Origin of the sequence: Serratia sp. BNK-12, from assembly GCF_047456085.1 — a bacterium.
Lineage (GTDB): Bacteria > Pseudomonadota > Gammaproteobacteria > Enterobacterales > Enterobacteriaceae > Serratia > Serratia liquefaciens.
Map to the genome: position 1 here is coordinate 1324399 of NZ_CP179896.1, position 26217 is coordinate 1350615.

22 protein-coding genes and 6 tRNA genes are annotated in these 26217 nt (G+C 55.8%); 14 read left to right on the plus strand and 14 right to left on the minus strand.

Features of this window, described 5'->3' with window-relative positions:
* The first annotated feature begins 164 nt into the window (after window positions 1–164).
* The 4 genes from ACMGG1_RS05945 to dhbA are packed head-to-tail and all read left to right on the plus strand — an operon-like array spanning window position 165 to window position 4626.
* Window positions 165–1373 carry an isochorismate synthase gene (locus ACMGG1_RS05945; RefSeq protein ID WP_116690030.1) on the plus strand — a complete coding sequence of 403 codons (1209 nt, stop codon included), beginning with the start codon at window positions 165–167 and terminating at the stop codon, window positions 1371–1373.
* A gap of 8 nt (window positions 1374–1381) precedes the next feature.
* Window positions 1382–3010, plus strand: coding sequence for a (2,3-dihydroxybenzoyl)adenylate synthase (locus ACMGG1_RS05950; RefSeq protein ID WP_414161218.1), 1629 nt, complete (start codon window positions 1382–1384; stop codon window positions 3008–3010).
* 3 nt (window positions 3011–3013) lie between these two features.
* Window positions 3014–3868 carry an isochorismatase gene (locus ACMGG1_RS05955; protein ID WP_020827963.1) on the plus strand — a complete coding sequence of 285 codons (855 nt, stop codon included), beginning with the start codon at window positions 3014–3016 and terminating at the stop codon, window positions 3866–3868.
* Entirely contained in the window at window positions 3868–4626 is a 759-nt protein-coding gene (gene dhbA / locus ACMGG1_RS05960; RefSeq protein WP_046373002.1) for a 2,3-dihydro-2,3-dihydroxybenzoate dehydrogenase, read from the plus strand. Before ACMGG1_RS05955 ends, dhbA begins: the two co-directional genes overlap by 1 nt.
* Window positions 4627–4796: 170 nt before the next feature.
* Here dhbA and ACMGG1_RS05965 read toward each other — a convergent pair.
* The 4 genes from ACMGG1_RS05965 to ACMGG1_RS05980 all read right to left on the minus strand — a co-directional run bounded on the left by ACMGG1_RS05965 (window position 4797) and on the right by ACMGG1_RS05980 (window position 5186).
* Window positions 4797–4872 (minus strand) — tRNA-Lys (locus ACMGG1_RS05965).
* Window positions 4873–4879: 7 nt separating this feature from the next.
* Window positions 4880–4955: transfer RNA gene (locus ACMGG1_RS05970), tRNA-Val, on the minus strand.
* Window positions 4956–4994: 39 nt separating this feature from the next.
* Window positions 4995–5070: transfer RNA gene (locus tag ACMGG1_RS05975), tRNA-Val, on the minus strand.
* A 40-nt stretch (window positions 5071–5110) separates the two neighbouring features.
* Window positions 5111–5186: transfer RNA gene (locus tag ACMGG1_RS05980), tRNA-Val, on the minus strand.
* A gap of 292 nt (window positions 5187–5478) precedes the next feature.
* Here ACMGG1_RS05980 and gltX point away from each other — a divergent pair.
* A complete protein-coding gene (gene gltX, locus ACMGG1_RS05985; protein ID WP_020827961.1) occupies window positions 5479–6894 on the plus strand; it encodes a glutamate--tRNA ligase in 1416 nt (471 codons plus the stop codon).
* A gap of 66 nt (window positions 6895–6960) precedes the next feature.
* Here the strand turns inward: gltX and ACMGG1_RS05990 are convergent, their stop codons facing one another.
* Complete coding sequence (locus ACMGG1_RS05990; protein WP_217331684.1) at window positions 6961–7746, minus strand: formate/nitrite transporter family protein; 786 nt, start codon at window positions 7744–7746, stop codon at window positions 6961–6963.
* Window positions 7747–8053: 307 nt separating this feature from the next.
* Between ACMGG1_RS05990 and ACMGG1_RS05995 the strand changes: the two genes are divergently transcribed.
* Window positions 8054–8129 (plus strand) — tRNA-Ala (locus tag ACMGG1_RS05995).
* 60 nt (window positions 8130–8189) lie between these two features.
* Window positions 8190–8265, plus strand: a tRNA-Ala gene (locus ACMGG1_RS06000).
* 155 nt (window positions 8266–8420) lie between these two features.
* On the opposite strand, the gene ACMGG1_RS06005 is transcribed toward ACMGG1_RS06000, so the two are convergent.
* On the minus strand, window positions 8421–9608 hold the full coding sequence (locus ACMGG1_RS06005; protein ID WP_020827959.1) for a NupC/NupG family nucleoside CNT transporter: 1188 nt from the start codon (window positions 9606–9608) through the stop codon (window positions 8421–8423).
* A gap of 378 nt (window positions 9609–9986) precedes the next feature.
* Between ACMGG1_RS06005 and ACMGG1_RS06010 the strand changes: the two genes are divergently transcribed.
* Entirely contained in the window at window positions 9987–11219 is a 1233-nt protein-coding gene (locus ACMGG1_RS06010) for an Nramp family divalent metal transporter (RefSeq protein ID WP_020827958.1), read from the plus strand.
* Between the two features lie 134 nt (window positions 11220–11353).
* On the opposite strand, the gene ACMGG1_RS06015 is transcribed toward ACMGG1_RS06010, so the two are convergent.
* Window positions 11354–11755 (minus strand): DUF2502 domain-containing protein, encoded by a 402-nt coding sequence (locus tag ACMGG1_RS06015; RefSeq protein WP_020827957.1) that lies wholly within the window; start codon window positions 11753–11755, stop codon window positions 11354–11356.
* Between the two features lie 230 nt (window positions 11756–11985).
* Window positions 11986–12975 (minus strand): L-glyceraldehyde 3-phosphate reductase, encoded by a 990-nt coding sequence (mgrA, locus tag ACMGG1_RS06020; RefSeq protein ID WP_128864636.1) that lies wholly within the window; start codon window positions 12973–12975, stop codon window positions 11986–11988.
* 245 nt (window positions 12976–13220) lie between these two features.
* Here mgrA and ACMGG1_RS06025 point away from each other — a divergent pair, with 245 nt between their 5' ends.
* A complete protein-coding gene (locus ACMGG1_RS06025) occupies window positions 13221–14882 on the plus strand; it encodes an alpha-keto acid decarboxylase family protein (RefSeq protein ID WP_115058374.1) in 1662 nt (553 codons plus the stop codon).
* A gap of 5 nt (window positions 14883–14887) precedes the next feature.
* On the opposite strand, the gene ACMGG1_RS06030 is transcribed toward ACMGG1_RS06025, so the two are convergent.
* Window positions 14888–15748, minus strand: coding sequence for a LysR family transcriptional regulator (locus ACMGG1_RS06030; protein WP_020827954.1), 861 nt, complete (start codon window positions 15746–15748; stop codon window positions 14888–14890).
* Window positions 15749–15906: 158 nt separating this feature from the next.
* On the opposite strand from ACMGG1_RS06030, the gene ACMGG1_RS06035 reads away from it, so the two are divergent.
* Both ACMGG1_RS06035 and ACMGG1_RS06040 read left to right on the plus strand, forming a co-directional pair.
* Window positions 15907–16359 (plus strand): multidrug/biocide efflux PACE transporter, encoded by a 453-nt coding sequence (locus ACMGG1_RS06035; RefSeq protein ID WP_020827953.1) that lies wholly within the window; start codon window positions 15907–15909, stop codon window positions 16357–16359.
* Between the two features lie 67 nt (window positions 16360–16426).
* The gene (locus ACMGG1_RS06040; protein WP_115058375.1) at window positions 16427–17119 is read left to right on the plus strand and encodes an aspartate/glutamate racemase family protein; all 693 of its coding nucleotides are present in this window, start codon (window positions 16427–16429) and stop codon (window positions 17117–17119) included.
* On the opposite strand, the gene ACMGG1_RS06045 is transcribed toward ACMGG1_RS06040, so the two are convergent.
* Window positions 17116–18369: an ion channel protein gene (locus ACMGG1_RS06045; RefSeq protein WP_142814737.1), complete on the minus strand. Its 1254-nt coding sequence runs from the start codon at window positions 18367–18369 to the stop codon at window positions 17116–17118. The two genes, ACMGG1_RS06040 and ACMGG1_RS06045, sit on opposite strands and share 4 nt — an antisense overlap.
* A 342-nt stretch (window positions 18370–18711) precedes the next feature.
* Between ACMGG1_RS06045 and glk the strand changes: the two genes are divergently transcribed.
* A complete protein-coding gene (gene glk, locus ACMGG1_RS06050; protein WP_371078266.1) occupies window positions 18712–19677 on the plus strand; it encodes a glucokinase in 966 nt (321 codons plus the stop codon).
* Window positions 19678–19742: 65 nt separating this feature from the next.
* Here glk and ACMGG1_RS06055 read toward each other — a convergent pair whose 3' ends face one another.
* Entirely contained in the window at window positions 19743–20969 is a 1227-nt protein-coding gene (locus tag ACMGG1_RS06055; RefSeq protein ID WP_122079941.1) for an OFA family MFS transporter, read from the minus strand.
* A 397-nt stretch (window positions 20970–21366) separates the two neighbouring features.
* Between ACMGG1_RS06055 and ACMGG1_RS06060 the strand changes: the two genes are divergently transcribed.
* On the plus strand, window positions 21367–21699 hold the full coding sequence (locus ACMGG1_RS06060; protein WP_122079940.1) for a DUF2502 domain-containing protein: 333 nt from the start codon (window positions 21367–21369) through the stop codon (window positions 21697–21699).
* 10 nt (window positions 21700–21709) lie between these two features.
* On the opposite strand, the gene ACMGG1_RS06065 is transcribed toward ACMGG1_RS06060, so the two are convergent.
* From ACMGG1_RS06065 to ACMGG1_RS06075, 3 genes are all read right to left on the minus strand, one after another.
* Window positions 21710–22444, minus strand: a complete 735-nt coding sequence (locus ACMGG1_RS06065) for a LytR/AlgR family response regulator transcription factor (RefSeq protein ID WP_020827947.1) — start codon at window positions 22442–22444, stop codon at window positions 21710–21712.
* Window positions 22441–24132, minus strand: a complete 1692-nt coding sequence (locus tag ACMGG1_RS06070; protein ID WP_041415550.1) for a sensor histidine kinase — start codon at window positions 24130–24132, stop codon at window positions 22441–22443. Before ACMGG1_RS06070 ends, ACMGG1_RS06065 begins: the two co-directional genes overlap by 4 nt.
* A gap of 108 nt (window positions 24133–24240) precedes the next feature.
* Window positions 24241–25485, minus strand: coding sequence for a DUF1479 domain-containing protein (locus ACMGG1_RS06075; protein WP_046373009.1), 1245 nt, complete (start codon window positions 25483–25485; stop codon window positions 24241–24243).
* Window positions 25486–25654: 169 nt separating this feature from the next.
* On the opposite strand from ACMGG1_RS06075, the gene ACMGG1_RS06080 reads away from it, so the two are divergent.
* Window positions 25655–26194, plus strand: coding sequence for a GNAT family N-acetyltransferase (locus ACMGG1_RS06080; protein WP_115058379.1), 540 nt, complete (start codon window positions 25655–25657; stop codon window positions 26192–26194).
* Window positions 26195–26217: the final 23 nt, after the last annotated feature.

A 26217-nucleotide genomic window follows, 5' to 3' on the forward strand; every position in this document is an offset into this window, starting at 1 on the left:
TCATTTATATAATTAAAACTGCTGGTTTTATAGCACGATAATGAATAGAAGAACTGTTTACATTTATTGACATAGCATATTCACGAGGGTAATTTAACGCGATTCAATACAAATGATAATCATTATTATACAGGTTATTGTTCATGATACGAAAGGGAGAACCGATGAGCGTGACAGTAAAGGGTACCGGGCAGAAGAAGCCGCACAGCAAGGAGAGCGAGTCGTCCGTAGCAGGCGTGTCGCCGACCTCCGGCTTTTTCTTTACCTCTCCTTTCCGTAGCCTGAGCACCCAGGGCTGCTTCGCCAAAATCACGCTGCCGGCCCAGGGCGGGGATCAGCTTAACGGCGAGTTCCAGCAGGCGGTACGGCATGCTTTTGCCGAAGCCAAACTGGCGGGGGTGAAAAACCCGGTCCTGTGCGGCGCGATCCCGTTCGATACTCATCAACCCTCTGCGCTTTTTATTCCCCAGCACACCCAGTGGTTTGAGCGCGATGCCTTTTTGGCTGGCGTAACCTCACCACAGGAAGCCCTGCCGGAAATTATCAGCCAAAATGAAGTGCCGGCACAACAGCCTTTCATGCAGATGGTGGCAGATGCGGTGGAAGCAACCCGTGGTGACCAACTGGATAAAGTGGTGCTGTCACGCCTGCTGGAGATTGAAACACGCGAACCGGTAGACAGTCAGGCATTGATGGCGCGTATCATCGCGCAAAACCCGCATGGCTTCCATTTCCATGTGCCGTTGGAACAGGGAGCATTGCTGGGCGCCAGCCCTGAACTGCTGCTGCGTAAATCCGGCGCACAATTTTATTCCAACCCGCTGGCAGGCTCCGCCCGTCGTGACGCCGACCCGCAGCGGGATCGTGAAGTCAGCCAACAGCTGTTGGTTTCCGAGAAAGATCTCTACGAGCACCAGTTTGTTACCGAAGGTATGCGGCAGGTGCTGGCCGATCGCTGCAGTTATTTGAATATCCCCACCTCGCCTGAATTATTGAGCACCACCACGCTGTGGCACTTGTCTACACCAATCGACGGTGAGGCCGCCAGCCGGGCGGAAAACGCGTTGTCGTTGGCCTGCCTGCTGCATCCGACACCGGCGCTGTGCGGTACGCCAACGGCGCTGGCGCATCAGGTGATCAAGCAACTGGAGCCTTTTGATCGCGGCCTGTTTGGCGGCATCGTCGGCTGGTGTGATGCCGAAGGCAACGGGGAGTGGGTAGTGACCATCCGCTGTGGCACGGTGCAGGGCAACCAGGTGCGACTCTTTGCCGGAGCCGGCATTGTGCAAGACTCTTCGCCGGAATCTGAATGGCACGAAACCGGCACCAAACTCAGTACCATTTCGCGGGCGTTTGGCCTGAACCAAGGATAGACATTTCCATGAGCATTGCTTTTACTCCCTGGCCTGAGGCATTAGCCCGTCGCTATCGCGAACGGGGATATTGGACCGACCGGCCATTGACCGACATCATCACCCGCCAGGCTAAAAATGACGCCATCGCGCTGATCGACCCGCAACGCAGCCTGAGCTATCGCCAGCTTAATCAACTCTCCGATCGGCTGGCTGCGGCCTTGCTGCGTCGGGGCATACACAGCGGTGATACCGCGCTGGTGCAGTTGGGTAACGTGGTCGAGTTCTACGTGACTTTCTTTGCGCTGTTGAAAATTGGCGTGGTGCCGGTAAATGCGCTGTTTAGCCACCAACGCAATGAGCTGAACGCCTATGCGGCGCAGATCAAACCGGCGTTGCTGATTGCCGATCGTCAGCATGGCCTGTTCGGTAACGACGAATTCCTGATGACGTTTCGCGCTGAACATCCTTCATTGCGCCTGGTCGCTTTGCGCAGTGAGGAACAGGGTGAGCAGTCGCTGGTGAGCTGGCTGGAAGAGGATTGCGGCGATTTCGTGGCTGCGCCAACCGCGGCCGATCAGGTAGCGTTCTTCCAACTCTCCGGTGGCAGTACCGGCACGCCGAAGCTGATCCCACGTACCCACAACGACTACTACTACAGCATTCGCCGCAGCGTGGAGATTTGTCATTTTGATGACGAAACCCGTTATCTGTGCGCACTGCCGGTAGCACACAACTATCCGATGAGCTCGCCTGGCGTGTTGGGCGTGTTTTACGGTGGTGGGCTGGTGGTGTTCGCCAGCGATCCGGATGCCGGGCAATGCTTCCGCTTAATAGAACAGCACCAGATTAACGTGACGGCGCTGGTGCCACCGGCGGTAACGCTGTGGCTGCAGGCCATTGAGGAATGGGGCGGTTGCCAGCAGTTGGCCAGCCTGAAGCTGTTGCAGGTGGGCGGTGCCAAGCTGGGGGAAACCCTGGCCGCGCGCATTCCGACCGAAATCGGCTGTCAGCTGCAGCAGGTGTTCGGCATGGCGGAAGGCCTGGTGAACTACACCCGGCTGGATGATGACGACCAACATATTTTGACTACTCAGGGCTGCCCGATGTCGCCGGATGACGAGCTATGGGTGGCCGATGACGACGGTAATCCGCTGCCTGTCGGCGAGACCGGGCGTCTGATGACCCGTGGCCCCTACACCTTCCGCGGTTATTACCAAAGCCCGGACCATAATGCCGCCGCCTTCGATAAAGACGGTTTCTACTGCTCCGGCGACTTGATTAGCCTGACTGAAGACGGCTACGTGAAGGTTGAAGGGCGTCAGAAAGACCAAATCAACCGCGGTGGTGAGAAGATTGCCGCCGAGGAGATCGAAAACCTGCTGCTGCGTCACCCGGAAGTGATCAATGCGGCGTTGGTTTCGATGCCGGACGAGTTGATGGGCGAAAAAAGCTGCGCCTACATTATCGCCACCAGCCCATTGAAACCGGTCGTTTTGCGTCGCCATTTACGCGCCGAGGGCGTGGCCGAATTCAAATTACCCGACCGCTTTATACAGGTTGAGACGCTGCCGCTCACCCCGGTTGGCAAAGTGGATAAAAAACTGTTGCGCCAACGCCTGGAGGCGCAACAACTGACTCAGGTCCAGGGAGAATAAGTCATGGCCATTCCAAAACTTAATGATTACGCGTTGCCGACTCAGGCTGAACTGCCGACCAACAAAGTGAGCTGGACGGTGGAACCGCAGCGCGCTGCACTGTTGATCCACGACATGCAGCAGTATTTTCTGAATTTCTGGGGTGAAGACAGCCCGTTGATCAAACAGGTAGTGGAGAACATCGCCAACCTGCGCCGCTACTGCAAATCTCAGGGCATCCCGGTGTTTTACACCGCGCAGCCTAATCAGCAGAGCGATGAAGATCGGGCGTTGCTCAATGATATGTGGGGGCCTGGATTGAACAAGCACCCGGAGCAACAGGCGGTGGTCGCCGCGCTGGCGCCGGAAGAAGACGACACTGTGCTGGTGAAATGGCGTTACAGCGCCTTCCACCGTTCACCGCTGCAGGAAATTCTGCAGGAGTCAGGCCGCGATCAGCTGATCATCTGTGGTGTTTACGCCCATATCGGCTGCATGACCACGGCGATCGATGCCTTTATGCGTAACATTCAGCCGTTTATGGTTGCTGATGGTCTGGCCGACTTCTCCCGCGAAGAGCACCTGATGGCGCTGCGTTACACGGCCGGCCGCTGTGGCCGCGTGGTTACCACCGCCGAGCTGCTGCCAGGGATCACCAGCAAAGCGGCGTTGCGTCAGCAAATCATGCCTTTCCTCGACGAAGACAGCGAAGACATGGGTGACGACGAGAACCTGATCGACTACGGTCTGGATTCAGTGCGGATCATGGAGTTGGCGGCACGCTGGCGTAAGATCCGCGGCGATATCGATTTTATCGCCCTGGCCAAGAACCCGACCATTGATGGTTGGTGGGCGCTGTTGTCAGAGGGGAAAGCCTGATGAGTCAACAGGGCGATTTTGCCGGCAAACGAGTCTGGGTTACCGGCGCGGGCGCCGGGATTGGCCTGGAGACCGCATTGGCGTTTGTGCGGGCCGGTGCCGAGGTAATTGGTTTCGATAAGCATTTTGGCGAACCGGAATACGCGTTTCGCACCGAAGTGCTGGATATCGCCGACAGCGATGCGGTAGATGCCCTGTGCGGGCGTTTGCTGGTGGAGCAGGGTGAGTTGGACGTGTTGGTCAACGGCGCCGGTATTCTGCGCATGGGGCTGGCGGACGAAACCAGCACCGCAGACTGGTTGGCCTGCCTGGCGGTTAATGCCGGTGGTGCATTCAATATGTTCCGCCATGCCCTGCCGGTATTCCGTCGCCAGAGACGTGGCGCTATTGTCAGCGTGGCATCCAATGCGGCGCATGTGCCGCGTGTTGGCATGGCGGCCTATTGCGCTTCCAAAGCGGCGTTGCGTAGCCTGTGCCAAACCGTGGGGTTGGAAATGGCGCCTTATGGCGTACGTTGCAATCTGGTTTCGCCCGGCTCGACCAATACCCCGATGCAGCGCGGCATGTGGCAGGACGAAACGGGGGAACAGAACACCATCAACGGTTTCCCGGAACAGTTCAAGCTGGGTATTCCGCTGGGTAAAATTGCCCAGCCGCAGGAAATCGCCGATGCCATTTTGTTCCTGGCTTCCGACCGCGCCAGCCATATCACCATGCAGGATATCGTGATTGACGGCGGGGCGACGCTGGCGGCCTGATAATCCGCTCGACAACGCCAGGATAGCCCAAGGGCGCTGCTTGCAGCGCCTTTTCTATTGGCGGCGCAGGGGCATTATTATTTTCAGGGGCAGGGCGGACGTGGTGAGGCTTATAGAGATTATCAGGGCGCAGATGCGAAAAAAGCGCCAAAAGGCGCTTTTTTCTGTATTGGTGGGTCGTGCAGGATTCGAACCTGCGACCAATTGATTAAAAGTCAACTGCTCTACCAACTGAGCTAACGACCCGCAGAAGTGGTGGGTGATGACGGGCTCGAACCGCCGACCCCCTCCGTGTAAAGGAGATGCTCTACCAACTGAGCTAATCACCCACTTCAGGACTTCCAGGTACTGCTAAACAAGAGAATGAGTGGTGGGTGATGACGGGCTCGAACCGCCGACCCCCTCCGTGTAAAGGAGATGCTCTACCAACTGAGCTAATCACCCTCATTCTTCTCATTTCTTACTGCTTTACTGCTCAACAAGATGGTGGGCGATGACGGGCTCGAACCGCCGACCCCCTCCGTGTAAAGGAGATGCTCTACCAACTGAGCTAATCGCCCCGTCTTGTTGGAGTCGCATTATAGGGATAGTTGAAAGTGAGTCAACGGTTTTTAAAATGATTTCAATCGTTCGCCGCAAATTTAAACAGGATGCGATATTTATCGCCAGCAATGCTGATTCTTTGCACATTGTTATGCGAAAAGCGCCGCAGAGATGATGAAAGCTGATGCAGCAATATCGTGTCAGCGTTGAGGAATTAGCGCGTGGTGATACAATGTCGGCCACTTTTTTAAATTCCGAGCAATCGTCGGCAACCGCTGACATGCGTTGCGTAATAAGGCAGTGAACCCAATGAAAATCAAAACCCGTTTTGCACCGAGCCCAACCGGCTATCTTCACGTCGGTGGCGCCCGTACTGCGCTTTACTCCTGGCTATTCACTCGCCATGCGGGCGGTGAGTTCGTTCTGCGTATCGAAGATACCGATTTGGAACGCTCAACCCAGGATGCTATCGACGCAATTATGGATGGCATGAACTGGTTAAACCTGGATTGGGACGAAGGCCCGTACTTCCAGACCAAGCGTTTTGACCGTTATAACGCGGTGATTGACGACATGCTGGTGCAGGGAACTGCTTATAAATGCTATTGCTCGAAGGAACGTCTGGAAGCGCTGCGTGAAAAGCAGATGGAAAACGGTGAAAAACCGCGTTACGACGGCCACTGCCGCGACAGCCAATGCAGCCACACCGACGACGAGCCGCACGTGGTGCGTTTCCGTAACCCACAGGAAGGCTCGGTAATCTTCGATGACAAGATCCGTGGTCCGATCGAATTCAGCAACCAGGAACTGGATGATCTGATCATTCGTCGTACCGACGGTGCGCCGACCTATAACTTCTGCGTGGTGATCGACGACTGGGATATGGAAATCACCCACGTGATCCGCGGTGAAGACCACATCAACAACACCCCGCGCCAGATCAACATCCTGAAAGCGCTGGGCGCACCGGTACCGGAATACGCCCACGTTTCGATGATCCTCGGTGACGACGGTAAAAAGCTGTCTAAACGTCACGGTGCCGTGGGCGTGATGCAGTATCGCGATGACGGCTATCTGCCGCAGGCGTTGCTGAACTATTTGGTGCGTCTGGGTTGGTCACATGGCGATCAGGAAATCTTCTCTATTGATGAGATGAAAGAGTTCTTCACGCTGGAAGCGATCAACAAATCCGCCAGCGCCTTCAATACCGAAAAGCTGCAGTGGCTGAACCATCATTACATTAACCATATGCCGGCCGAAGAAGTTGCCGTGTATCTGGCGTGGCACGTGGAGCAACTGGGCATTGAAACCCGCAACGGTCCAGAGCTGAAAGATATCGTTAAGCTGCTGGGTGAGCGCTGCAAAACGTTGAAGGAAATGGCCGAGTCTTGCCGTTACTTCTACGAAGACTTCAGCGAGTTCGACGCTGACGCTGCGAAAAAACACCTGCGCCCGGTTGCACGTCAGCCGCTGGAAGCGGTACGCGCCAAATTGGCGGCCATTACCGCCTGGACGCCGGAAAACGTGCATGACGCCATTCAGGGCACGGCTGATGAGCTGGGCGTCGGTATGGGCAAGGTAGGTATGCCGCTGCGCGTAGCGGTCACCGGTGCCGGTCAGTCACCAGGCATGGATGTGACCGTGCATGCCATCGGGCAGGCACGTTCTTTACAGCGTATCGATCTGGCATTGGCTTATATCGCTGGGCGTGAAGCTCAGGCCTGATAGTTTCTGAGCCCATAATGAAAAAGCCCCGTGGAGCAATCCCGGGGCTTTTTTTGTCGCTGTCTATCAGGCCTGTTCAGCGGCCGGCACGGTGGGGCGGTAGGCGAGGAAGTACATCAGGCCGACGAAACCGGCGCCGCCCAGTGCGTTACCGAGAAACACGGCCGTGAAGTTGGGCAGGTATTGGCTCCAACTTAAACCACCGGCAAAAATGGCCGCCGGGATAATAAACATGTTCGCCACCACGTGCTGGAAGCCGATGGCGACAAACGCCATCACCGGGAACCACATGCCAATCACTTTGCCCGGCACATCCTTGCTGGCAAAGGCCAGCCACACCGCCAGGCACACCAACCAATTGCAGCCTACGCCGGATATAAAGGCGTGCAGGAAGTCGGCATCTACCTTGGCTTGTGCGATGGACAGGGTTTTGTGCAGGAAGGCGCCCTCGGTCAAGCCTAGCAGGTGGCCAAAGAAATAGGCGACGGCCAGGCTACCGACGAAGTTGGCCAGGGTGACCCAGAACCAGTTGCGCACGACAGCAAGCAGCGAAATTTGGCGAGCAAACCAGGCTATCGGCAGGGTCATCATATTACCGGTCAGCAGCTCGCCGCCGGCCAGAATCGTCAGGATAAGCCCTATCGGGAAGACGGCAGCGCCCAGCAATGCGCCGAAGGAGCCCCATTCGGCCGGCAGGGTGCCGATCACGTGGATATCTAACAGGAAGCCGGTCGCGATAAAGGCACCGGCGAGAAAGCCCAGAATGAGCAGGTTGGCGAGCGACGCCCGGCTTTTGTTTACGCCGGCCTGAATGGCTAACGCAGCGATTTCTTTTGGTGAATGCAACGACATAACTGACTCGGTTTATTGTTGTGGGATTTAAGACGCGGGGAAGTCTATGCCTGTGGGCGAGATGACTCAAGGGTATTTCGCTAACATTCCGTTAATTAAAAATCAACACAATGGATAAGGTTTTTTGTTTTTTGTGAGGTCAGGCGACGATGGCTGATTTTTGTCCGTCATGGCGATTTTTTAGCGTGAAAAGCGCTGATTTGGCGGCTTTTTCAGCGCTTGATCGACTAATTCAATTTAGCCGTTGACAGTTTTTCAGGGGTTTCATATTATGCGCCCCGTTCACAGGATTTCGTGATTGTGGATTGGGGCTATAGCTCAGCTGGGAGAGCGCTTGCATGGCATGCAAGAGGTCGACGGTTCGATCCCGTCTAGCTCCACCAACCTTTATCTCAGAAGGGTTGGGGAATACCGTAACGCCGGTTAAAGCGTACCACTTTTGTGGGGCTATAGCTCAGCTGGGAGAGCGCTTGCATGGCATGCAAGAGGTCGACGGTTCGATCCCGTCTAGCTCCACCACCATTTAAAAAGCCGACCTTAGGGTCGGCTTTTTGCTTTCTGTCTTTTCCCATATTGAATCACCGTAACGCCTCCTGTTATGCCAGCAGTTACAGAAGAATCGCAGGTAATAAAAAAGGCCGCCGAAGCGACCTTTGCATGACTGGCTTTTAAGCTTAGCCCAGAACCAGGCCTGCGATCGACGCAGACAGGATGCTGACCAGCGTAGAACCGTAAACCAGCTTCAGACCAAAGCGGGAAACCACGTTGCCCTGGTGCTCGTTCAGCCCTTTAATCGCACCGGCTACGATGCCGATGGAAGAGAAGTTGGCGAAGGAAACCAGGAACACCGACAGGATACCCAGGCTGCGCGGAGAGAGTTCAGCAGAAACCTTCTGCAGCTCCATCATCGCCACGAATTCGTTGGAAACCAGCTTGGTCGCCATGATGCTGCCAACCTGCAACGCTTCGTGCTTAGGAATACCCATAATCCAGGCGAATGGATAGAAGAAGTAGCCCAGGATTTCCTGGAAGCTCAGGCCGAAGATGGCGCTGAACAGGCCGTTGAGCGCGGCGATCAGGGCAATAAAGCCGATCAGCATCGCAGCAACGATAATCGCGACTTTGAAACCCGCCAGGATGTATTCGCCCAGCATTTCGAAGAAGCTCTGGCCTTCGTGCAGGTTGCCCAGATGCAGCTCTTCTTCTTTACTGGTGTCATAAGGGTTGACCAATGACAGCACGATAAAGGTGCTGAACATGTTCAGTACCAGCGCCGCCACCACAAACTTGGCGTCCAGCATGGTCATGTAAGCGCCGACGATGGACATGGAAACCGTGGACATCGCGGTTGCCGCCATGGTGTACATGCGCTTTTCTGACATCTTGCCCAGAATATCTTTATAGGCGATGAAGTTTTCAGACTGGCCCAGGATCAGCGAGCTGACGGCGTTGAAGGACTCCAGCTTGCCCATACCGTTTACTTTTGACAGCACGGTACCAATAATGCGGATGATAAACGGCAGTACTTTAATGTATTGCAGAATACCGATCAGCGCAGAGATAAAGACGATTGGGCACAGTACCTTCAGGAAGAAGAAGGCCAGACCTTTGTCGCCCATACCGCCGAATACAAAATCAGTCCCTTGCCCAGCAAACCCGAGCAGCTTGTCAAACAGCGCGGCAAATCCTTTTACAAAGCCTAAACCCGCTTCCGAATGCAGGAAAAAATAGGCCAGCAGTACTTCAATAACCAACAGTTGAATAACATAGCGAATGCGGATGCTTTTACGATCGCGACACACTAAAAGTGCCAGGATCGCGACGACCACTAACGCCAACGCAAAGTGCGCAATATGGGACATGTTTGCTCCAAACTTGAGGCAGGCTGAATTTCGGATGTCATTTTATGTAACGCCACGTTTAAAAACGAGAGCTCTATTGCAAATATGGAAAATCATAGGGGGAAACATCTTAAACTTGTACGGTAAAGCATAAAAAATCAATAGGTTAATCAATCCATATGAAATTCATATTCTTGCGCTAAATGGATCATCCAAAGGATTTTTCCCAGGATAGAACTTCGTTCAGTGCGGTAAATGTTCACTTACCCGCCAAACCCTTCGTTAAACCCGTGGTTATTTTCTATTGCAGAGATAAGCATTACCGCTCTAAATGCACTTGATAATTATTATCATTTACATAAGATAACCACAGGCTTAATAGAAGTAAGGGTTCAGAACATGCTGAACAGTGATGTGGTTGAAACCACCAGTCGCCCTGCCAGGAAGATCAAACTTTCCTTGATGGGCCCCGCATTCATAGCGGCTATCGGCTATATCGATCCCGGTAATTTTGCTACCAACATCCAGGCAGGCGCTTCCTTTGGCTACACCCTGTTGTGGGTGGTGGTGTGGGCCAACGTCATGGCGATGTTGATCCAGCTGTTGTCCGCAAAACTCGGTATTGCCACCGGTAAAAATCTGGCAGAGCACATTCGCGATCGTTTCCCGCGTCCGGCGGTTTGGGCCTATTGGGTTCAGGCGGAAATCATTGCCATGGCCACAGATTTGGCCGAGTTTATTGGTGCAGCGATTGGCTTCAAACTGCTGCTGGGCGTTACGCTGTTGGAAGGGGCGATCCTGACCGGTATCGCCACGTTCCTTATCCTGATGCTGCAAAAACGCGGGCAGAAACCGCTGGAAATGGTGATCGGCGGTTTGCTGCTGTTTGTTGCCGCAGCTTATATGGTGGAATTGGTATTTTCACAACCGCAGTTGGAGCCTTTGTTGAAAGGCATGGCGATACCGGACCTGCCGAACGGCGACGCGGTATTTTTGGCTGCCGGGGTGCTCGGCGCCACCATCATGCCGCACGTGATTTATCTGCATTCGTCATTAACCCAGACCGGCGGTGAGCATTCAAAAGCCGATCGCTACGCGGCCACCAAGTTTGACGTCGCCATTGCCATGACCATAGCCGGTTTTGTTAACCTGGCGATGATGGCTACCGCCGCTGCGGCCTTCCATTTTAACGGCCACAGCGGCATTGCCGATCTCGATCAGGCTTATCTGACGCTGCAACCGCTATTGGGTCAGGCGGCAGCGACCATCTTCGGACTGAGTCTGGTCGCTGCCGGATTATCTTCCACCGTGGTGGGGACGCTGGCAGGGCAGGTTGTGATGCAGGGATTTGTACACTTTTATATTCCGCTGTGGGTGCGCCGGGTGGTCACCATGCTGCCGTCGTTTATCGTCATTATGATGGGCATGGACGCTACGCGTATTCTGGTACTGAGCCAGGTGCTGCTGAGTTTCGGTATTGCGCTGGCGCTGGTGCCGCTGTTGTCGTTCACCGGCAACCGCGAGCTGATGGGGGAGATGGTCAACAGCCGCAGCATACAGGCGATAGGGAAAGTGATCGTGCTGGTGGTGGTTGGGCTGAACGGCTACCTGCTGGTCAGCAGCCTTCTCTGAGCGGACACCAAATGAAAGGCCGAGATTGAGTCTAATGCGGTTCACTAAAGCTCAATATCAGCGGAAACCCGGGCGCCCCGGGTTTCTCGCTCTGTTAAATGAGGGGTATTAGGCGGGCTGACGGCCTTTGGCCGTCAATCATCGTGGTCATGGTGGCGATGATCGCGATCGTCGTGACGTCGGCCTTTCCCGTGATGCTTCTCATGGTGCTTATAATAGTGCTTATCGTATTTACGATAGCGCCCCTCATGATAGTAATAATTCTTGCGCCAGTAATTGTTGTCTCGCCAGCGATAACCATCCCAGTTGTAGCCCCGACGATTGCGTTCACCCAGGTACCGACCCTGATGGCCCTGCCACCAGTCGCGGTCGCGCCAGTCATAACCGTCCCAGTAACGGCCGCGATTGTCTTGCTCACCGATACGTAATGAGACGCCCGGCATCAGATCGATACTCAGCCCTTCCGCCTGCGCTGGCTGGATGGCAGGCAGCGTTGACACCACCAACAGAGCGGCCAATAACAGAGGTTTAAACATGAATGCTCCTTTCCGCCGTAGCGGCTTGGCCGGTTTTACAATTAATGAAGCGCGTTCATCAGTTTATAAAACAGCCTTATAGTTTTACCTGCAATATCGGCATATTAGCCTTTGTGGATAGGGTTGAATCTTAGCGGCATTCTTAAAAACGGGGCAGGGAGAGTGATTTAAGATTTGTCTGGCGCGGCAGGCGTTATCGCCGGCGATAAACCGGCGATAATTGTAAGCGATTACATTAATATTTGCTCGATCTGCTTAATTTCATCATCGCTAAAGGTGCGGTTAGCCAACATGCCTACGGCGTCTTCAATTTGGCTGGTCTTGCTGGCGCCAATCAGTGCCGAAGTGACGCGATCGCCACGCAATACCCAGGCCAGCGCCATTTGCGATAGCTTCTGTCCGCGCTGCTGCGCCAGTGCATTAAGTCGACGAATTTTTCCCAGTTTATCCTCGGTGAGCTGATCGGGTTGCAGGAACTGGCTGCCGCTGGCAGCGCGTGAATCCTGGGGAATGCCCTGCAGATAACGATCGGTCAACAGGCCGCCGGCCAGCGGTGAGAAGGCGATAGAACCCACACCGTGTTCTTCCAGCGTATCCAACAATTCTGGCTCCACCCAACGTTCGAACATGGAGTATTTCGGCTGATGGATCACGCAGGGCGTGCCGAGCTGTTGCAGAATGCTGAACGCCTGGCGCGCACGATCGGCAGGGTAGTTGGACAACCCGACGTAAAGCGCCTTGCCCTGTCGTACCAGCAAATCCAGGGCGGCCATGGTTTCTTCCAGCGGCGTATCCGGATCCGGTCGATGGTGATAGAAGATATCCACGTATTCCAGCCCCATACGCTGCAGGCTTTGATTCAGGCTGGCGACCAGGTACTTTTTCGATCCCCAATCCCCATAAGGCCCGGGCCACATGGTGTAACCGGCCTTTGACGAGATGATCAGTTCATCGCGCCAGGACTTCAAATCCGCCTTGAGAATGCGACCGAAGTTTTCCTCGGCGGAGCCGGGCGGCGGGCCATAATTGTTGGCCAGATCGAAATGGGTAATGCCGAGATCAAACGCGCAATGGATCAGCTTGCGAGCGTTGTCATACAGCGTGACGTCACCAAAGTTATGCCATAAGCCAAGTGAAATGGCCGGGAGCTTTAGCCCGCTGCGGCCGCAGCGACGGTATTCCATTCTTTGATAACGTGAAGAATCAGCCTGGTAGAGCATACGAACCCTTTTCAGCGGAGGTGAAATGAATTTTAGTGTATGCGCTTTCACCGCATTTGTCAGAGGCTGCGATCACGCTAAACAGCCTGTATATCAACATGGCTTATCAGAGCGGCCCAATGCCAGCCAATGGGGCAGGGATGTAACGCAGGGTTTCCAGTTACCTTTCAGACATAAAGTTCGAAATTTATACAACATCTTCGATACTTAATACTGAAAATCCTAACCCTTGGCAGGTGATGATCATGAATAAGAACTATACGGTGGCTGATTACCTACTCGATCGTTTAGCTCAGATCGGCATCCGGCACTTCTTTGGCGTGCCTGGTGACTATAACCTGCAGTTTCTTGATCACGTGATCGATCACCCGCAAATCACCTGGGTAGGATGCGCCAATGAACTTAATGCCGCCTATGCTGCTGACGGTTACGCGCGCTGTAAACCAGCCGCTGCCTTGTTGACGACTTTTGGCGTAGGTGAACTGAGCGCAGTCAACGGTATTGCCGGCAGCTATGCCGAATACCTGCCGGTGATCCACGTGGTGGGCGCCCCGGCTCTGCGTGCGCAACGGGCTGGTGAATTGTTGCATCACTCCCTGGGCGACGGGGATTTTGGTCACTTCGCCCGCATGGCGAAAGAGGTGACCGTGGCTCAGGCCAGCCTCACCGCCGATAACGCCGAAGGGGAAATAGATCGCCTGCTGACTACCGCGCTGTTCGAGCGTCGTCCGGTCTATCTGCTGCTGCCGAGCGACGTAGCTGAAGCGCCGCTGGTGTCAAAGCCTGCCCCATTAATGCTACGACAGGCCAATCTTTCACCGGCATCACTGCAGGGCTTTATCGCCGCCGCACGGGAGTTGCTGTTACCGGCACGGCGGGTTTCTCTGTTGGCCGATTTCCTGGCCGAACGCTTCGGTGCTGAAAAGGTGCTGGAGCAGTGGATGAATGAGGTGGATATGCCGCATTCAACCTTGCTGCTTGGCAAGAGCGTATTGGACGAAACTCATGCCTGTTTCACCGGGACCTACGTCGGTGCGGCTAGCGAGCCACAGGTAAAACAGCTGATTGAGAACGCCGACGTGATCATTAATGTTGGCGTACGTTTTACCGATACCATTACCGCCGGATTCAGTCAGCACCTTCCTGCCGAGAAATGTATTGATCTTCAGCCCTTTGAAGCGCGTGTGGGGCAGCAGGTATTCAGTCAAATCCCGATGCGTGACGCGGTTATCGCGTTACACCAGTTAACGTTGTCGCTGGCCAACCAATGGCAACGGTCAGAGATTAAACGTTCAGCGTTGCCGGATCCGAACGGCAGCGGTCTGGATCAGCACGGTTTCTGGCAACAGATACAGGGCTTTTTGCGGCCGGGCGATATCCTGCTCGCCGAGCAGGGATCTGCCTGTTTTGGCGCGGCATCGTTAAGCTTGCCACAAGGCTGCCGTTTCATCGTCCAGTCGCTGTGGGGATCTATCGGTTACACACTGCCGGCGGCGTTCGGTGCACAGACGGCGGAGCCGGAGCGGCGAGTGGTGCTGCTGATCGGCGATGGTTCAGCACAGCTGACGGTGCAGGAATTGGGATCGATGTTACGCGATGGGCTGAAGCCGGTGATCTTCCTGCTGAATAATGACGGATACACCATTGAACGGGCAATCCACGGCCCGAACCAGCGTTATAACGACATCGCTCATTGGAACTGGACCCAACTGCCGCAGGCGTTAGGTGCTGAACGCCAAGTGAAAGCGTTACGCGTTAGCGAACCGGAACAGCTGCGCCAGGCGCTGAGCGAAGTGGCCGACAGCCCACAGCTGGCCTTTGTCGAAGTGGTGCTGCCGAAGATGGACATTCCCGAACTGCTGCAAACGATCTCAAGTGCCCTTCAGTCACGTAACGCGGCGGCCTGAACCTGTTAGCTTTCCAAAAGCCGCTCCAGCATCCAGTACCCCGCCGGTCCCGGCGGGGTCAGCTTAGACCAAACCGCATCCACCGATATCAGCTTGGGCCAGCCGCGCGGACGCAGCTCGGTGAGCCTGTTGTGACCGTATTGCTGCACCAGCCAGCGAGGCAGTACCGCCCAGCCAAACCCTTGTTCCGCCATTTCCAGCAACAGCAGATAGCTGGGGGCTGACCATACCAGCCCGCCAGAGCGGGCGGTTTCGGCACCGGTATAGGTGTTCAGGATAAGTTGCCGCGTGCTGGACAGTTGTTCAGGCGTGGGCGAGGCAGTTTGCGCCATCGGGTGCGAATGTGCGACGAACAGCCCCATTTCGGTTTGCTCCGGCAGCCGGGCAAAGGCGATGTCTGGCGGATACTGTTTTTGCACCTCAACCATGCCCAGGTGCGCGCGACCGATTTGCAGCAGGTCAATCACGTCACCTTCTTCAGCGATCATCCACTCCAGTTCGATATCCTGATAACGCTGCTCGAACTGCTGCATCAGCCGGTCATGGTGTTTCGGCTGATAGGTATCGGAAAACACTACGCTTAAGCGCGGCTCTATATTGTCCGCCAGCCGAATGCTCAGGGCATCCAACCGTTCGCTGGCCGCAAGAATTTCCTGTACATGGCCCAGCACTTTCCGCCCAGCGGCTGTCAGTACCGGCTGGCGTGCCTGGCGATCGAACAGGATCAAACCCAGATCGGCCTCAAGATTGGCGATGGCGGTACTGATGGTTGACTGGCTTTTACGCAGCTTACGGGCCGCGGCGGAAAAAGAGCCCAGGGCGGCGGCTTCAACGAAGGCCAGCAAAGCTTCGGGGGAGTAGCGCATGATGTATCTACTTTATAGATGGAATCTATCTTTAATCTACTCAAAAACTCGATGATAATCACCTGGTTTTCATAGGAGGCGAATAAATCCGCTCCTGGTAACACGGGCGCGGCTTGCAGCGCCCCTATAAATTAATAAGGTAAAAAAACAGGTGATGTATGCAACTGCAAAACAAGTCTTTCATTGAACGTATCGTCCACGCCGTCGGTTTTGAAGCTATCGCAGTGATGATTTGCGCCCCGCTGGGCGCCTGGCTGCTCAACCGTTCGATGGTGCAGATCGGTGCGTTGGCGGTGATGTTATCCACCGTCGCCATGGTTTGGAACATGGTTTATAACACGGTATTTGACCGCCTGTGGCCGGTGAGCCGTGTGGCACGTAACCTTAAAGTGCGGGTGTTTCACGCGCTGGGCTTTGAGGCCGGTTTTGTGCTGATCGGCGTGCCGATTGCCGCCTGGATGCTGAGCATTTCTTTCGTTCAGGCCTTTATGCTGGAGATCGGTTTCTTCCTGTTCTTCCTGCCGTACACCATGCTCTATAACTGGGTGTACGACACGCTGCGTCAGCGCTGGTTCGAGGCGCGCCAGCCGGTGAATTCCGGTGCGAAATAAGCCGTCGTATCCGCCGTGATTCTGAGGTAATGTCGAAGAATTACGGCGATGAAAACGAGGAGCAATGATGAAAGTGCTGGGACTGCTGGGCGGTATGAGCTGGGAATCGACCATTCCTTATTACCGCACGATCAATGAACAGGTTAAGCAACGGCTGGGCGGTCTGCATTCCGCTAAAATCGTGCTCTACAGCGTCGACTTTCACGAGGTGGAACGCCTGCAGCATCAGGGCGACTGGGACGGCGCCGGGCGCTTGTTGGCTGACGCGGCGACCTCGTTACGCGCCGCCGGTGCGCAGGCCATTGTCATTTGCACCAACACCATGCACAAGGTGGCGGATGCGGTCGAGCAGGCCAGCGGTTTACCGCTGATCCACATCGCCGACGCCACTGCGCTGCAGGTGCGCCAACAGGATATTCGTCGCGTTGGGCTGCTCGGTACGCGCTTTACCATGGAGCAGGAGTTCTACCGTGGGCGACTGCAGGAAAAGCACGGTATCGAGGTGGTCACTCCCGTAGCCGCCGATCGTGACATTGTGCACCGCATTATTTATGAAGAACTGTGCCTGGGTAAAATCCGCGATGCGTCGCGTGACGAGTATCGCCGCATTATCGGTGATCTGGAGCAGCAGGGGGCTCAGGGCATTATTTTCGGCTGTACCGAAATTGGCCTGCTGGTCAGCGCGCAAGATGCGTCAGTGCCGGTATTCGACACCACCGACATCCATGCGCGCGCCGCAGCGGAATTCGCGCTGGCTTAATCTTCGCGCGGGGGAAGCTGTTTGCCCTTGCCCACCAGCATCAGCGGTTTGCCCGCCAGCACCAGCCAGGCGGGCAGCATCACGATGCACAGCACCGGCAGCAGATGCAGCTCCGGCACCACCGCAACGGCCATAAACAGGCTGAGCCAGCCGTCACGCGTGACCACCAGTACCAACCCCATAATGGCGCAGGAAACGGTAATGGCTGCCGGCACGGCCGGCACGTGCTGATGCAGCATCAGCCCCAAGGCTACGCCGACAAACACCGCTGGGAAGATGCGCCCGCCGCGAAAACCACTGGCAGCGGCAATCACCAGCGCCGCCAGTTTAGTCAGCGTAATCAGCATCAGTTCCGTGACGGAGAAATTCTCACCGATGGCTAACTGCTTCATTTCGTCCAGCCCTTTGAACAGCGTGATTTCACCGCCGATCAGCGCCAGCAGGCCGAGCACAAAGCCGCCTAACCCCAGCATCAGCACCGGATTCTTAATCGAATGAAATAGGCGATGAATGTGCGGAAAACTCCACACGGCTACCATACCCAGCGCGATGGCGATCAGGGCGACTACCGAGCCGCTGAAAATATCTGCCAGCCGGGTCGCGGCATAGGCATCAATTTGCAGTGAGAAATTCGGGGTGAAAAATAGCTGGGTGGTGACCGCTCCCGCCGCTGCCGCCATCAGCGGGGCAAATAGCCTGTCCCACAAGGGAACGTCATTATTGCCCGCCAGGGTTTGCGAAAAGATCAGCGCCGCGGCGACCGGGGTGCCAAACAGCGCGCCGATGGTGCCGGCCGCCGCGAGAATAATCCAGTCCATACGCGGCACTTTCGGCAGCAAACGCGAACCTGCCGCCACCACCAGCGCAATATTGATGGCGGTGATCGGATTTTCCGGTCCCAAACTGACGCCGCCCGCCAGGCCAATAATCAACGCCAGCCCCAGCCCAGGCACCGCAGAAAGCGGCAACGGCATACCGATCAAAGACTCGGTCGCCGGATCCGGCCCTGCATGGCCGGGGAGAAAACGGATAATCAGCCCGACGGCGACGCCGGTGAGCGTTAACATGCCCACCAGCCACCAGGGGGAGTGAGTGTCGATATTCAACGCTGCGGGAACATTGACCCAGAGCAGCCGTTGCAGGGCCTCGGCGAACTTCATCACCAGAATGAGCACCAAACTTGAGGCAGAACCGATAATGAGAGCAGGCAGAGCGAAGGCCAACATGGCATTGGCGCGCGGGTGCAACATGCGGGGATCCCTTGTCAATGGCCCTCTGGCTGGCAGGGCGAACGGGTGATTGGGTTATAGCGCTAGCTTGCCAGACAATCGACACGCTGGCACGCAAAGAAATTTCCGGCTGGGCCAGGTCCACAGCGGAGTAATAGTGCCTACGAGTTATGACGGTTAACAGCCACTGCGCGACGTTTTTTGCCGCAATTTGTTTCAAATCGCCTTGAAGCCGCCAGGCTGAAACGTTTTTTGTGATCTGGATCGCTAATGGACGGCAGCGCGGAGGATGGTGATTGTTGTTTTTGCGGCGGGATTTTACAGTGTGGGCAGCTTTCTATTATTCATTTTGCGGAGAAGATACTGATGACCTATGCCCTCGTAGGTGATGTAGGCGGCACCAATGCCCGCCTGGCGTTGTGCACTGTGGCGACGGGTGAAATTACCCAGGCGAAAACCTATTCCGGCCTGGAGTTTGACAGTCTGGAGGCGGTGATCCGCCAATATTTGCAAGAGCATGATATTCAGGTGCAGGACGCCTGTATCGCGATTGCCTGCCCGGTCACCGAAGACTGGGTTGCCATGACCAATCACACCTGGGCGTTTTCGATTAAAGAGATGAAGGCCAACCTGGGGCTGAGCCATCTGGAAGTGATTAATGACTTCACCGCCGTGTCGATGGCGATCCCGATGCTGTCAGAAGACGACGTGTTGCAGTTCGGCGGCGGTAACGCGCAAAAAGACAAACCTATTGCGGTATACGGTGCCGGGACTGGCCTGGGGGTGGCGCATCTGGTGCACGTCAACCGCCGCTGGGTGAGCCTGCCGGGCGAGGGCGGTCATGTGGACTTTGCGCCGAACAGCGAAGAGGAGGACATCATTCTGGAGGTGTTGCGCGCCGAAGTGGGTCATGTCTCCGCCGAACGCGTCCTGTCCGGTCCCGGCCTGGTCAATCTTTACCGCGCTATCGTCAAGTCGGATAACCGGCTGCCGGAAAAGCTGGAGCCGAAGGACATTACCGAGCGCGCATTGGCCGACAGCTGCATCGATTGCCGCCGTGCCCTGTCGCTGTTTTGCGTAATTTTGGGCCGTTTCGGCGGCAATCTGGCGTTGAACCTGGGGACCTTTGGCGGCGTTTACATCGCCGGGGGCATTGTGCCGCGCTTTATGGAATTCTTTAAAGCTTCCGGTTTCCGTGCGGCGTTCGAGGATAAAGGACGTTTCAAAGATTATGTACGTGAGATCCCGGTATTCATGATTACCCATGACCAACCGGGCTTGCTGGGTGCCGGTGCCCACCTGCGCCAGACGCTGGGGATGCATCTGTAACCTGACGCAGCGATAAAAAAGGGGCGCAACCCAGTGGGTTGCGCCCCTTTTTGCCGTCTAAGCTATCAGGCTTTAGCCAGATGCGCCGGCTCGAATGCTTCTTCTTCCTGCGCTACCGCTTTCGGTGCCTTGATGAACAAGGTGATAATCAGGGAAGCGATGGACAGCACGCCAATCACCATAAAGGTCGCGTGGAAGCCGCCGAAGTATTTGGCGACAAATGAACCCGCCAGCGCGCCCAAACCGAAGCCTTGATAGATGATGCCGTAGTTTTTGCTGTGGTTTTTCAGGCCGAAGAAGTCACCGACAATCGCTGGGAACACGGTGATGTTGCCCCCGAAGCAGAAGGCGACTGCGCCGACGCAGATAAAGAACAGTGTGTGATTCAGGGTGAGGAAGCTCAGCGCCACAATCGCCAGCACGGTAACCAGCATGGTGAAGCTGATGACGCGCATGCGGCCCACTTTGTCAGACAGCGTGCCCAGAATGATGCGGCCTGCGGTGTTAAAGATAGCGACGGCGGACACGGTGTTGGCGGCGGTCGCCAGGTCCATTCCGGCCAGTTGCACGCCCATGTCTTTGACGATACCGATCAGGTAGAGACCACTCATGCAGGCAGCGAAGAAAATCATGAACAGCAGGTAGGCTTCTTTGGTCGCCAGCATCTGGCGTACGCTGAAGTCGTTGCCCAGGTTACCCGCGCTCTGCTGTGCGGATTTGCTTGCCAGTACGGGTTCTTTCAGCAGCAGGGAGCCCAGAACAATCAGCGCCATAACAATGGCACCCCAGTAGAAGAAGGCACTGGAGACGCCCACGTCGGCAATCAGCGCGGCGTTGACGTATTTGAACAACAGGCTGCCGCTACCAAAAGCCCCCACAGAGATACCCGAGATCAAGCCTTTGTTGGCCGGGAACCATTTGATCAGGTTGGACAGGGTAGAGATATAGGCGATACCTACCGCGAAACCGACCACCACGCCGGCCAGCAGGTAAATCATGTCCAGCGAGCTGACGTAGGCGCTGGCAATCAGCCCAAGACCTACCAGGATACCGGAGAACAGCGTCAGGTTACGGATGCCGAAGCGTTCCTGCAGTTTGCCGGCAAACAGGGTGGCGAAGGCCAGGAAGAAGCTGGTGATGGAGAAGGTGGTGGCGACGTCACCGAGGCCCCAGTGGAACTTGTCGACCAGCGGCTGGTTGAACAGGCTCCAGGTATAGATAGTGCCGAGACCCATCTGGCAGATGATGGTGCCCAGAACGATTAAGCTGCGATTTACCGGTTTAGTGTTCATGGCCGGTCTCCTTCCTGTGTGTGTATTGCCGGGCGGTCAGCCGTTGGCGAGAATTTGCGGTAGCGTCTGTAGCCCCGCGGTATGGGCATATTATATGGCTGGTAGTACCACTCGGCGGCGGATCGGGAATGAGTTGCACAAGGGAAGGAATGAAATGCATCTGGCAGCGCATGAGTTGCCGTTTTAGGGGGGAAAAGGGGATGAAATGCAGCTGATGCCACGTGATCTACATCAAGAATATCAGCGATTTATTGTAAATCATCGGTGCAAGATTGTGGGTAAATTGTGAAGGATGTGTGCGAAAGGCGTAAATGGGCACTGTTCCTATAGAGCGGCGGCGGGCACAGGCCTATGTTAGCGGTGAACGGACGGGTTCCGCTTTGCAGGAGTCGTTAAGATGAAAAAAACAGTGTTGTTACTGGCCGCACTGCTGTCGCTGCCGTTAGTGAGCCATGCGGACGTGTCCATCGGTGTGAATGTGCCGGGGCTTTCGTTGCATATCGGCGATCGCGATAATCGCGGTCACTATTGGGACGGCGGTCGCTGGCGCGATCCACGCTGGTGGGCTGAACATCGTGGCTATGAACGTCCGCGTGGCTATTACTATGGCCCACCACCGCGGGTGATCTATTACGGTCCGCCACGGCGCGAATGGCGCGAACGCCCACATTACCGCATGCCGCCTCCGCCACCGCCAGGTTATTACTACGGGCCGGGGCCACGCTGGTAGCCGCTGGCGATTACAGGCGCATCAGCTTGCGAAACTCTTTGACCTTGCTGCGGCTGACCGGCACTTCAAAATCGAGGTCGCTCAGCCGCAGAATATAGGTGTTATTGAACCAAGGGACGATCTCGCGAATTTTTGACAGGTTGACGCAGTAGGAGCGGTGGCAGCGGAAGAAATGCTCCTCAGGCAGGCGGCCGTAAAATTCGGTGATGTTCATCGGCATCACAAACTCTTCGCGCCGGGTGTAAACCCGCGTCACTTTCTCATCGGCGGCGGCATAGTAAATGTCGTTGATGTCGGTAACGATAATCCGCTCGTCTTTGATCAGGTTAATGCTGTGGCTGCTGCGGTTCGGTGCGCTGGCCTGTTCCGGCAGGTTGGCCGGGCGGTTATGCAGCGCCTCCAGCTTTTGCAGCATGGTGACGATGCGTGCCTCGTGATAGGGCTTGAGAATGTAGTCAAACGCTTCGATTTCGAACGCTTCCACCGCATGTTCTTTATAGGCGGTGATAAACACTATCGAAGGCCGGTGCGCAAATTTGCTGATGTTTTGCGCCAGCAGTACGCCGTCCAATGACGGAATATTGATGTCGAGGAAAATGGCGTCTACCTGGTGGTTTTGCAGGTATTTCAGCACGTCCAGCCCGTCATCGAAGGTGGCTTCGATGACGATATTGCTGTGTTTCTTGATCAGATAACTGAGCTCCTCCTGAGCGAGAAACTCGTCTTCGACAATGATGGCTTTCATGATGGCTCTCCGGCTGGCAGCGCGCTGTTATCCACCGGCAGTTTGCCGCCGTTTTTGCTGATGTAAAAGGCAATCTCGGTGCCGGGTTCCAGACGGCGAATTCGCAACCCTTCGCCGTACAGCAGGGAGACGCGATGATGCACGTTCAGCAGGCCGATATTGTGCCCAGGCATCTCATTGCGGGCGACGCGTTCGATGACCTGCGGGTCGATACCGTGACCGGTATCTTTGACCGAAATCCTGACTCGATCGCCCTGATCTTTCACCGCAATCACCACTACCCCTTTGCCCTTGCACGGTTGAATGCCGTGCACAATGGCGTTCTCGACCAGCGGCTGGATCAGCAGGCTGGGAATACGCACCGAGATGTCGTCATCGATATCATAGATCACCGTCAGCTTGGCGCCGAAACGCGCCTGTTCGATGGCGATGTAATCCTGAATTTGATGCAGTTCCTTGCGGATGTCGATCAACTCGTCGTTCAGCTCCAAATTATAACGCAGGTAGCGCGACAGGTTGATAATCAGCTGACGAGCGGTGTCCGGATTGATGCGGATCGAGGACGAAATGGCGTTCAGGGCGTTGAACAGGAAATGGGGATTAATTTTGCTCTGCAGGGCGCGCATTTCCGCCTTGTCCGCCATTTGACGCAGATGCTCAATACGCGAGACCTCCATTTGGGTGGAGATGATCTGCGACAGACCGACCGCCATCACCTTCAGCGTATTGGTGATCTGGTGGGCGTGGCAGTAGTAAATTTTCAGCGCGCCGGTCACTTCTCCCTTTTCCCACAGCGGGATCACCAACTGCGAGTGGATCTGCGGCGTGGCCGGGTTTTCCAGGTTATTTTTGATGATGATCTTGCCGTGCCGGATGCTTTCGCGGGTGACGCGACTCAGCCCTTCACGCCCAATGGGGTATGCCTCTTCGCCCACGCCGACGTAGGCCAGCACCTGGTGGGTATCCGTGATGGCCACCGCATCGGCCTGAATGTCATGACGAATGATGTCGCAAATGGTGGCCAGCGTTTCGCTGTTGATATTACGGAAATAGGGCAGCGTTTTGCGGGCAATATCCAGCGCCAGCTTGGCTTGCCGCGCGGCAATCACTTCTTTTTCGTCTTCCACGCTCTGCACCAGCAGCACGATCAGGCCGATGCACACCGTGCCGAGGATCATCGGCAGGGCGATTTTGGAGACAATATCCAGCCCCAGCTCGGTCGGCTTGGCCCACAGCACAATCAACAGCATGGTCAGACATTCGCACAGCATGCCGCCGACGATCCCGGCGCGCCAACGCTGCTCTTTCTTCACCTTCAGGTTGATATAGCCGGCGCTGATACCGGCAATGATGCTGGTGATCAGACAGGGAACCGAGGTGATACCGTCGATATCAATCAGGTAGCGGTGCACCCCGGCGATAATCCCCGTGACTATCCCTACCCAGGGGCCGAACAGGATGCCGCCGGCCATGATGGCGATCACCCGCACGTTGACCAGCGAGCCTTCCACGTTGACGCCTGAATAGGTGCTGAACAGCGCAAACAGCGAGAAAATGGCGGTGACCATGCCCAGTTCAAGCGGCGTATGGTCCTCTTTTTGCAGCAACTGGCGGAACAACCGGGTGCGGGTGAGGAAAAACAGGCAGATCAGCATCAGCGCTGCGCGATCGAATACCGCTAACAGCATTTCAAAAAAAGGGTGCACGACGGACTCTCGCTGCGGCGGAAAGATAGGGCGGAGTATATCACAGCGGATTGGCCCCGTGGCGGCCGGCGGCGCACCACGGGGACGCGGTTATTTGATGCCTAACTGTTCTTTGCCGAGTGGGGTCAGCAGGTCGACCGTGGCGCGCCCGTCGAAATCCACCTCGAAATCATCGGGGGCGAAGTCCGGCGGTGTTTTGCCGCTCATAAAACTGGGCAGTTGGCGTTGCAGGTAAGCGTCGTTCTTCTCGCAGCCCGGTGCGGCGGCGATGTACATCACGTTGCTGTCGAACTCGCCGTTATGCTCGTTTTCCACCGCATGGATCACGTCGCAGTGCCAGAACACCGTGTCGCCCGGTTCCAAATCGGGAATAGGGGAAATTCCACTTAATAAAAGGGGATGCCATTTTTCGGAGATCGACAGCGCCCGGCCTGGTGCGGCATCGCACAAATCGTCATCCGCGACGTCATCCTGCAGCGCACGCAGCAACACGTAGGCCATGGCGTTGGCAATCGGCACCAGGTTCAGCGTGCCGGCGTGGGTACGCTGCGGCGTTAATGCTGTCCAGCCCTGGAAGGTGCGGAACATCGAACACACCGCCGGTGACGCGATTTCACGAACTTCGGTGCGACCATCGGCGGCAAAGGGATCGTAAGCCTGCCAGTTGCCTGAGAACACGTGACGATAGACGTAACGGAAATTCTCATCCAGCCAGCGTTCGATGGTGCCGCTGTCGACGTGCGGCGACAGGCCGAGCGAAGAGGAGTTTGGCGGACGGCGGCGGGTGCGATCGGCATAGGTGGTAACGCGCGTCGGGTCAAAGTGCTGTTTGCCGTTACTCTCGGTTTCCCACAGGCTGTTGAGGAACACCTGCACTGCGTGCATGCGCGCGTCCTGACGCGCTTCCACCTGCGGTTTTGACCAGTAAATACCGTAGATTTGCGGTTTGCTGGCGGCCAGTTTACCGAAGTAGTTATCTTCGGCAGCGCCTTTCAGGCGTTCAACGAAGTTGTTGCGCTCCAGGTAGTTGCCGACTTCCCGGTTCCAGGCTTCGGCTTTATCGCGAGGAAACACGCCGCGGATGGCGCAGGCACCACGCTGTTTGATCAAGGCTTTTTGCTGCTCGCTGACGCGTTGCTGCAGAATATCTTCGGCATCGATTTGCGGCACCGGGTTCTGACCGGCGGCCAGTTCCTGGCGAATTTGTTCAACCTGCTGGCGGATGTTGTCTTCCAGCGCCAGAAAGGTTTCGCGGTAATTTGGCAAAGCCTGTCGCAATTGCCGTTTAACGGCGGTAATGGCGCTGGGAATATCGTCAATCAGTAAGGAAGCCATGGTGTTCTCCTCGCGCTGCCGCTGGGCAACGACGGACGGTTGTAGGGGACCGGGTAAGGCGTTATGGTTTTGTTGTTTTGACGTTAATGATTATCTGAATTTAATAGAGGAAAATAAAGGGATATCTTTCATTCGTAACTTCCTCATTTTCGTTTTTCGGAGATTTTAGATGAAACTGGTCACTGAACGTTTGACCCTGCAGTCGATAACGGCCAACGATTGGCCGCTGTTTCTGCGCTTGTATCAGGATCCCGAGGTGATTCGTTATATCGCCGATCCGCTCAGTGAAGCAGAAATTCGCACGCGCTTTGAAGCCAGACTCCCTGTCTGGGACAAATATGGGGAGCAGTGGTTGTGCCTGGTAATGCGAGAAAAGGCCAGTGGAGAAGTGGTAGGGATGACCGGTTTTCGTCCGCAGTGGTTACCTTACCAACAGGCGGAAGTGGGCTATGGCAGTTTGCCGTCCGGGCAGGGCAAGGGCTACGGCAAGGAGTCGTTGCGGGCGGTGCTGGATTTCGGTTTTAACGCCTGCGATTTTCATAAGCTGACGGCCACCGTGACCGAAGGTAATATCGCCTCGCGCCGACTGCTGGAGTCATGCGGTTTCTTGCTGGAGGGGACGTTGCGCGATAACTACCGGCTGGCGGGGCAATGGCGCGATGACTGGCAGTTCGGGCTGTTGGCGAGGGAGTTCAGGGCCGGTAAATAAAAATATTGCGCGAGGTATCGACA

Coding starts and splice junctions, on each gene's coding strand:
- mgrA (WP_128864636.1), bottom strand. CDS start 12,975: ATGCTCTACCAGGCTGATTCTTCACGTTATCAAAGAATGGAATACCGT.
- ACMGG1_RS05990 (WP_217331684.1), bottom strand. CDS start 7,746: ATGTCGTTGCATTCACCAAAAGAAATCGCTGCGTTAGCCATTCAGGCC.
- ACMGG1_RS06010 (WP_020827958.1), top strand. CDS start 9,987: ATGCTGAACAGTGATGTGGTTGAAACCACCAGTCGCCCTGCCAGGAAG.
- ACMGG1_RS05945 (WP_116690030.1), top strand. CDS start 165: ATGAGCGTGACAGTAAAGGGTACCGGGCAGAAGAAGCCGCACAGCAAG.
- ACMGG1_RS06005 (WP_020827959.1), bottom strand. CDS start 9,608: ATGTCCCATATTGCGCACTTTGCGTTGGCGTTAGTGGTCGTCGCGATC.
- ACMGG1_RS06035 (WP_020827953.1), top strand. CDS start 15,907: ATGCAACTGCAAAACAAGTCTTTCATTGAACGTATCGTCCACGCCGTC.
- ACMGG1_RS06030 (WP_020827954.1), bottom strand. CDS start 15,748: ATGCGCTACTCCCCCGAAGCTTTGCTGGCCTTCGTTGAAGCCGCCGCC.
- ACMGG1_RS06065 (WP_020827947.1), bottom strand. CDS start 22,444: ATGAAAGCCATCATTGTCGAAGACGAGTTTCTCGCTCAGGAGGAGCTC.
- ACMGG1_RS06040 (WP_115058375.1), top strand. CDS start 16,427: ATGAAAGTGCTGGGACTGCTGGGCGGTATGAGCTGGGAATCGACCATT.
- ACMGG1_RS06015 (WP_020827957.1), bottom strand. CDS start 11,755: ATGTTTAAACCTCTGTTATTGGCCGCTCTGTTGGTGGTGTCAACGCTG.
- ACMGG1_RS05955 (WP_020827963.1), top strand. CDS start 3,014: ATGGCCATTCCAAAACTTAATGATTACGCGTTGCCGACTCAGGCTGAA.
- gltX (WP_020827961.1), top strand. CDS start 5,479: ATGAAAATCAAAACCCGTTTTGCACCGAGCCCAACCGGCTATCTTCAC.
- ACMGG1_RS05950 (WP_414161218.1), top strand. CDS start 1,382: ATGAGCATTGCTTTTACTCCCTGGCCTGAGGCATTAGCCCGTCGCTAT.
- ACMGG1_RS06080 (WP_115058379.1), top strand. CDS start 25,655: ATGAAACTGGTCACTGAACGTTTGACCCTGCAGTCGATAACGGCCAAC.
- ACMGG1_RS06060 (WP_122079940.1), top strand. CDS start 21,367: ATGAAAAAAACAGTGTTGTTACTGGCCGCACTGCTGTCGCTGCCGTTA.
- ACMGG1_RS06075 (WP_046373009.1), bottom strand. CDS start 25,485: ATGGCTTCCTTACTGATTGACGATATTCCCAGCGCCATTACCGCCGTT.
- ACMGG1_RS06045 (WP_142814737.1), bottom strand. CDS start 18,369: ATGTTGCACCCGCGCGCCAATGCCATGTTGGCCTTCGCTCTGCCTGCT.
- ACMGG1_RS06070 (WP_041415550.1), bottom strand. CDS start 24,132: ATGCTGTTAGCGGTATTCGATCGCGCAGCGCTGATGCTGATCTGCCTG.
- ACMGG1_RS06055 (WP_122079941.1), bottom strand. CDS start 20,969: ATGAACACTAAACCGGTAAATCGCAGCTTAATCGTTCTGGGCACCATC.
- dhbA (WP_046373002.1), top strand. CDS start 3,868: ATGAGTCAACAGGGCGATTTTGCCGGCAAACGAGTCTGGGTTACCGGC.
- ACMGG1_RS06025 (WP_115058374.1), top strand. CDS start 13,221: ATGAATAAGAACTATACGGTGGCTGATTACCTACTCGATCGTTTAGCT.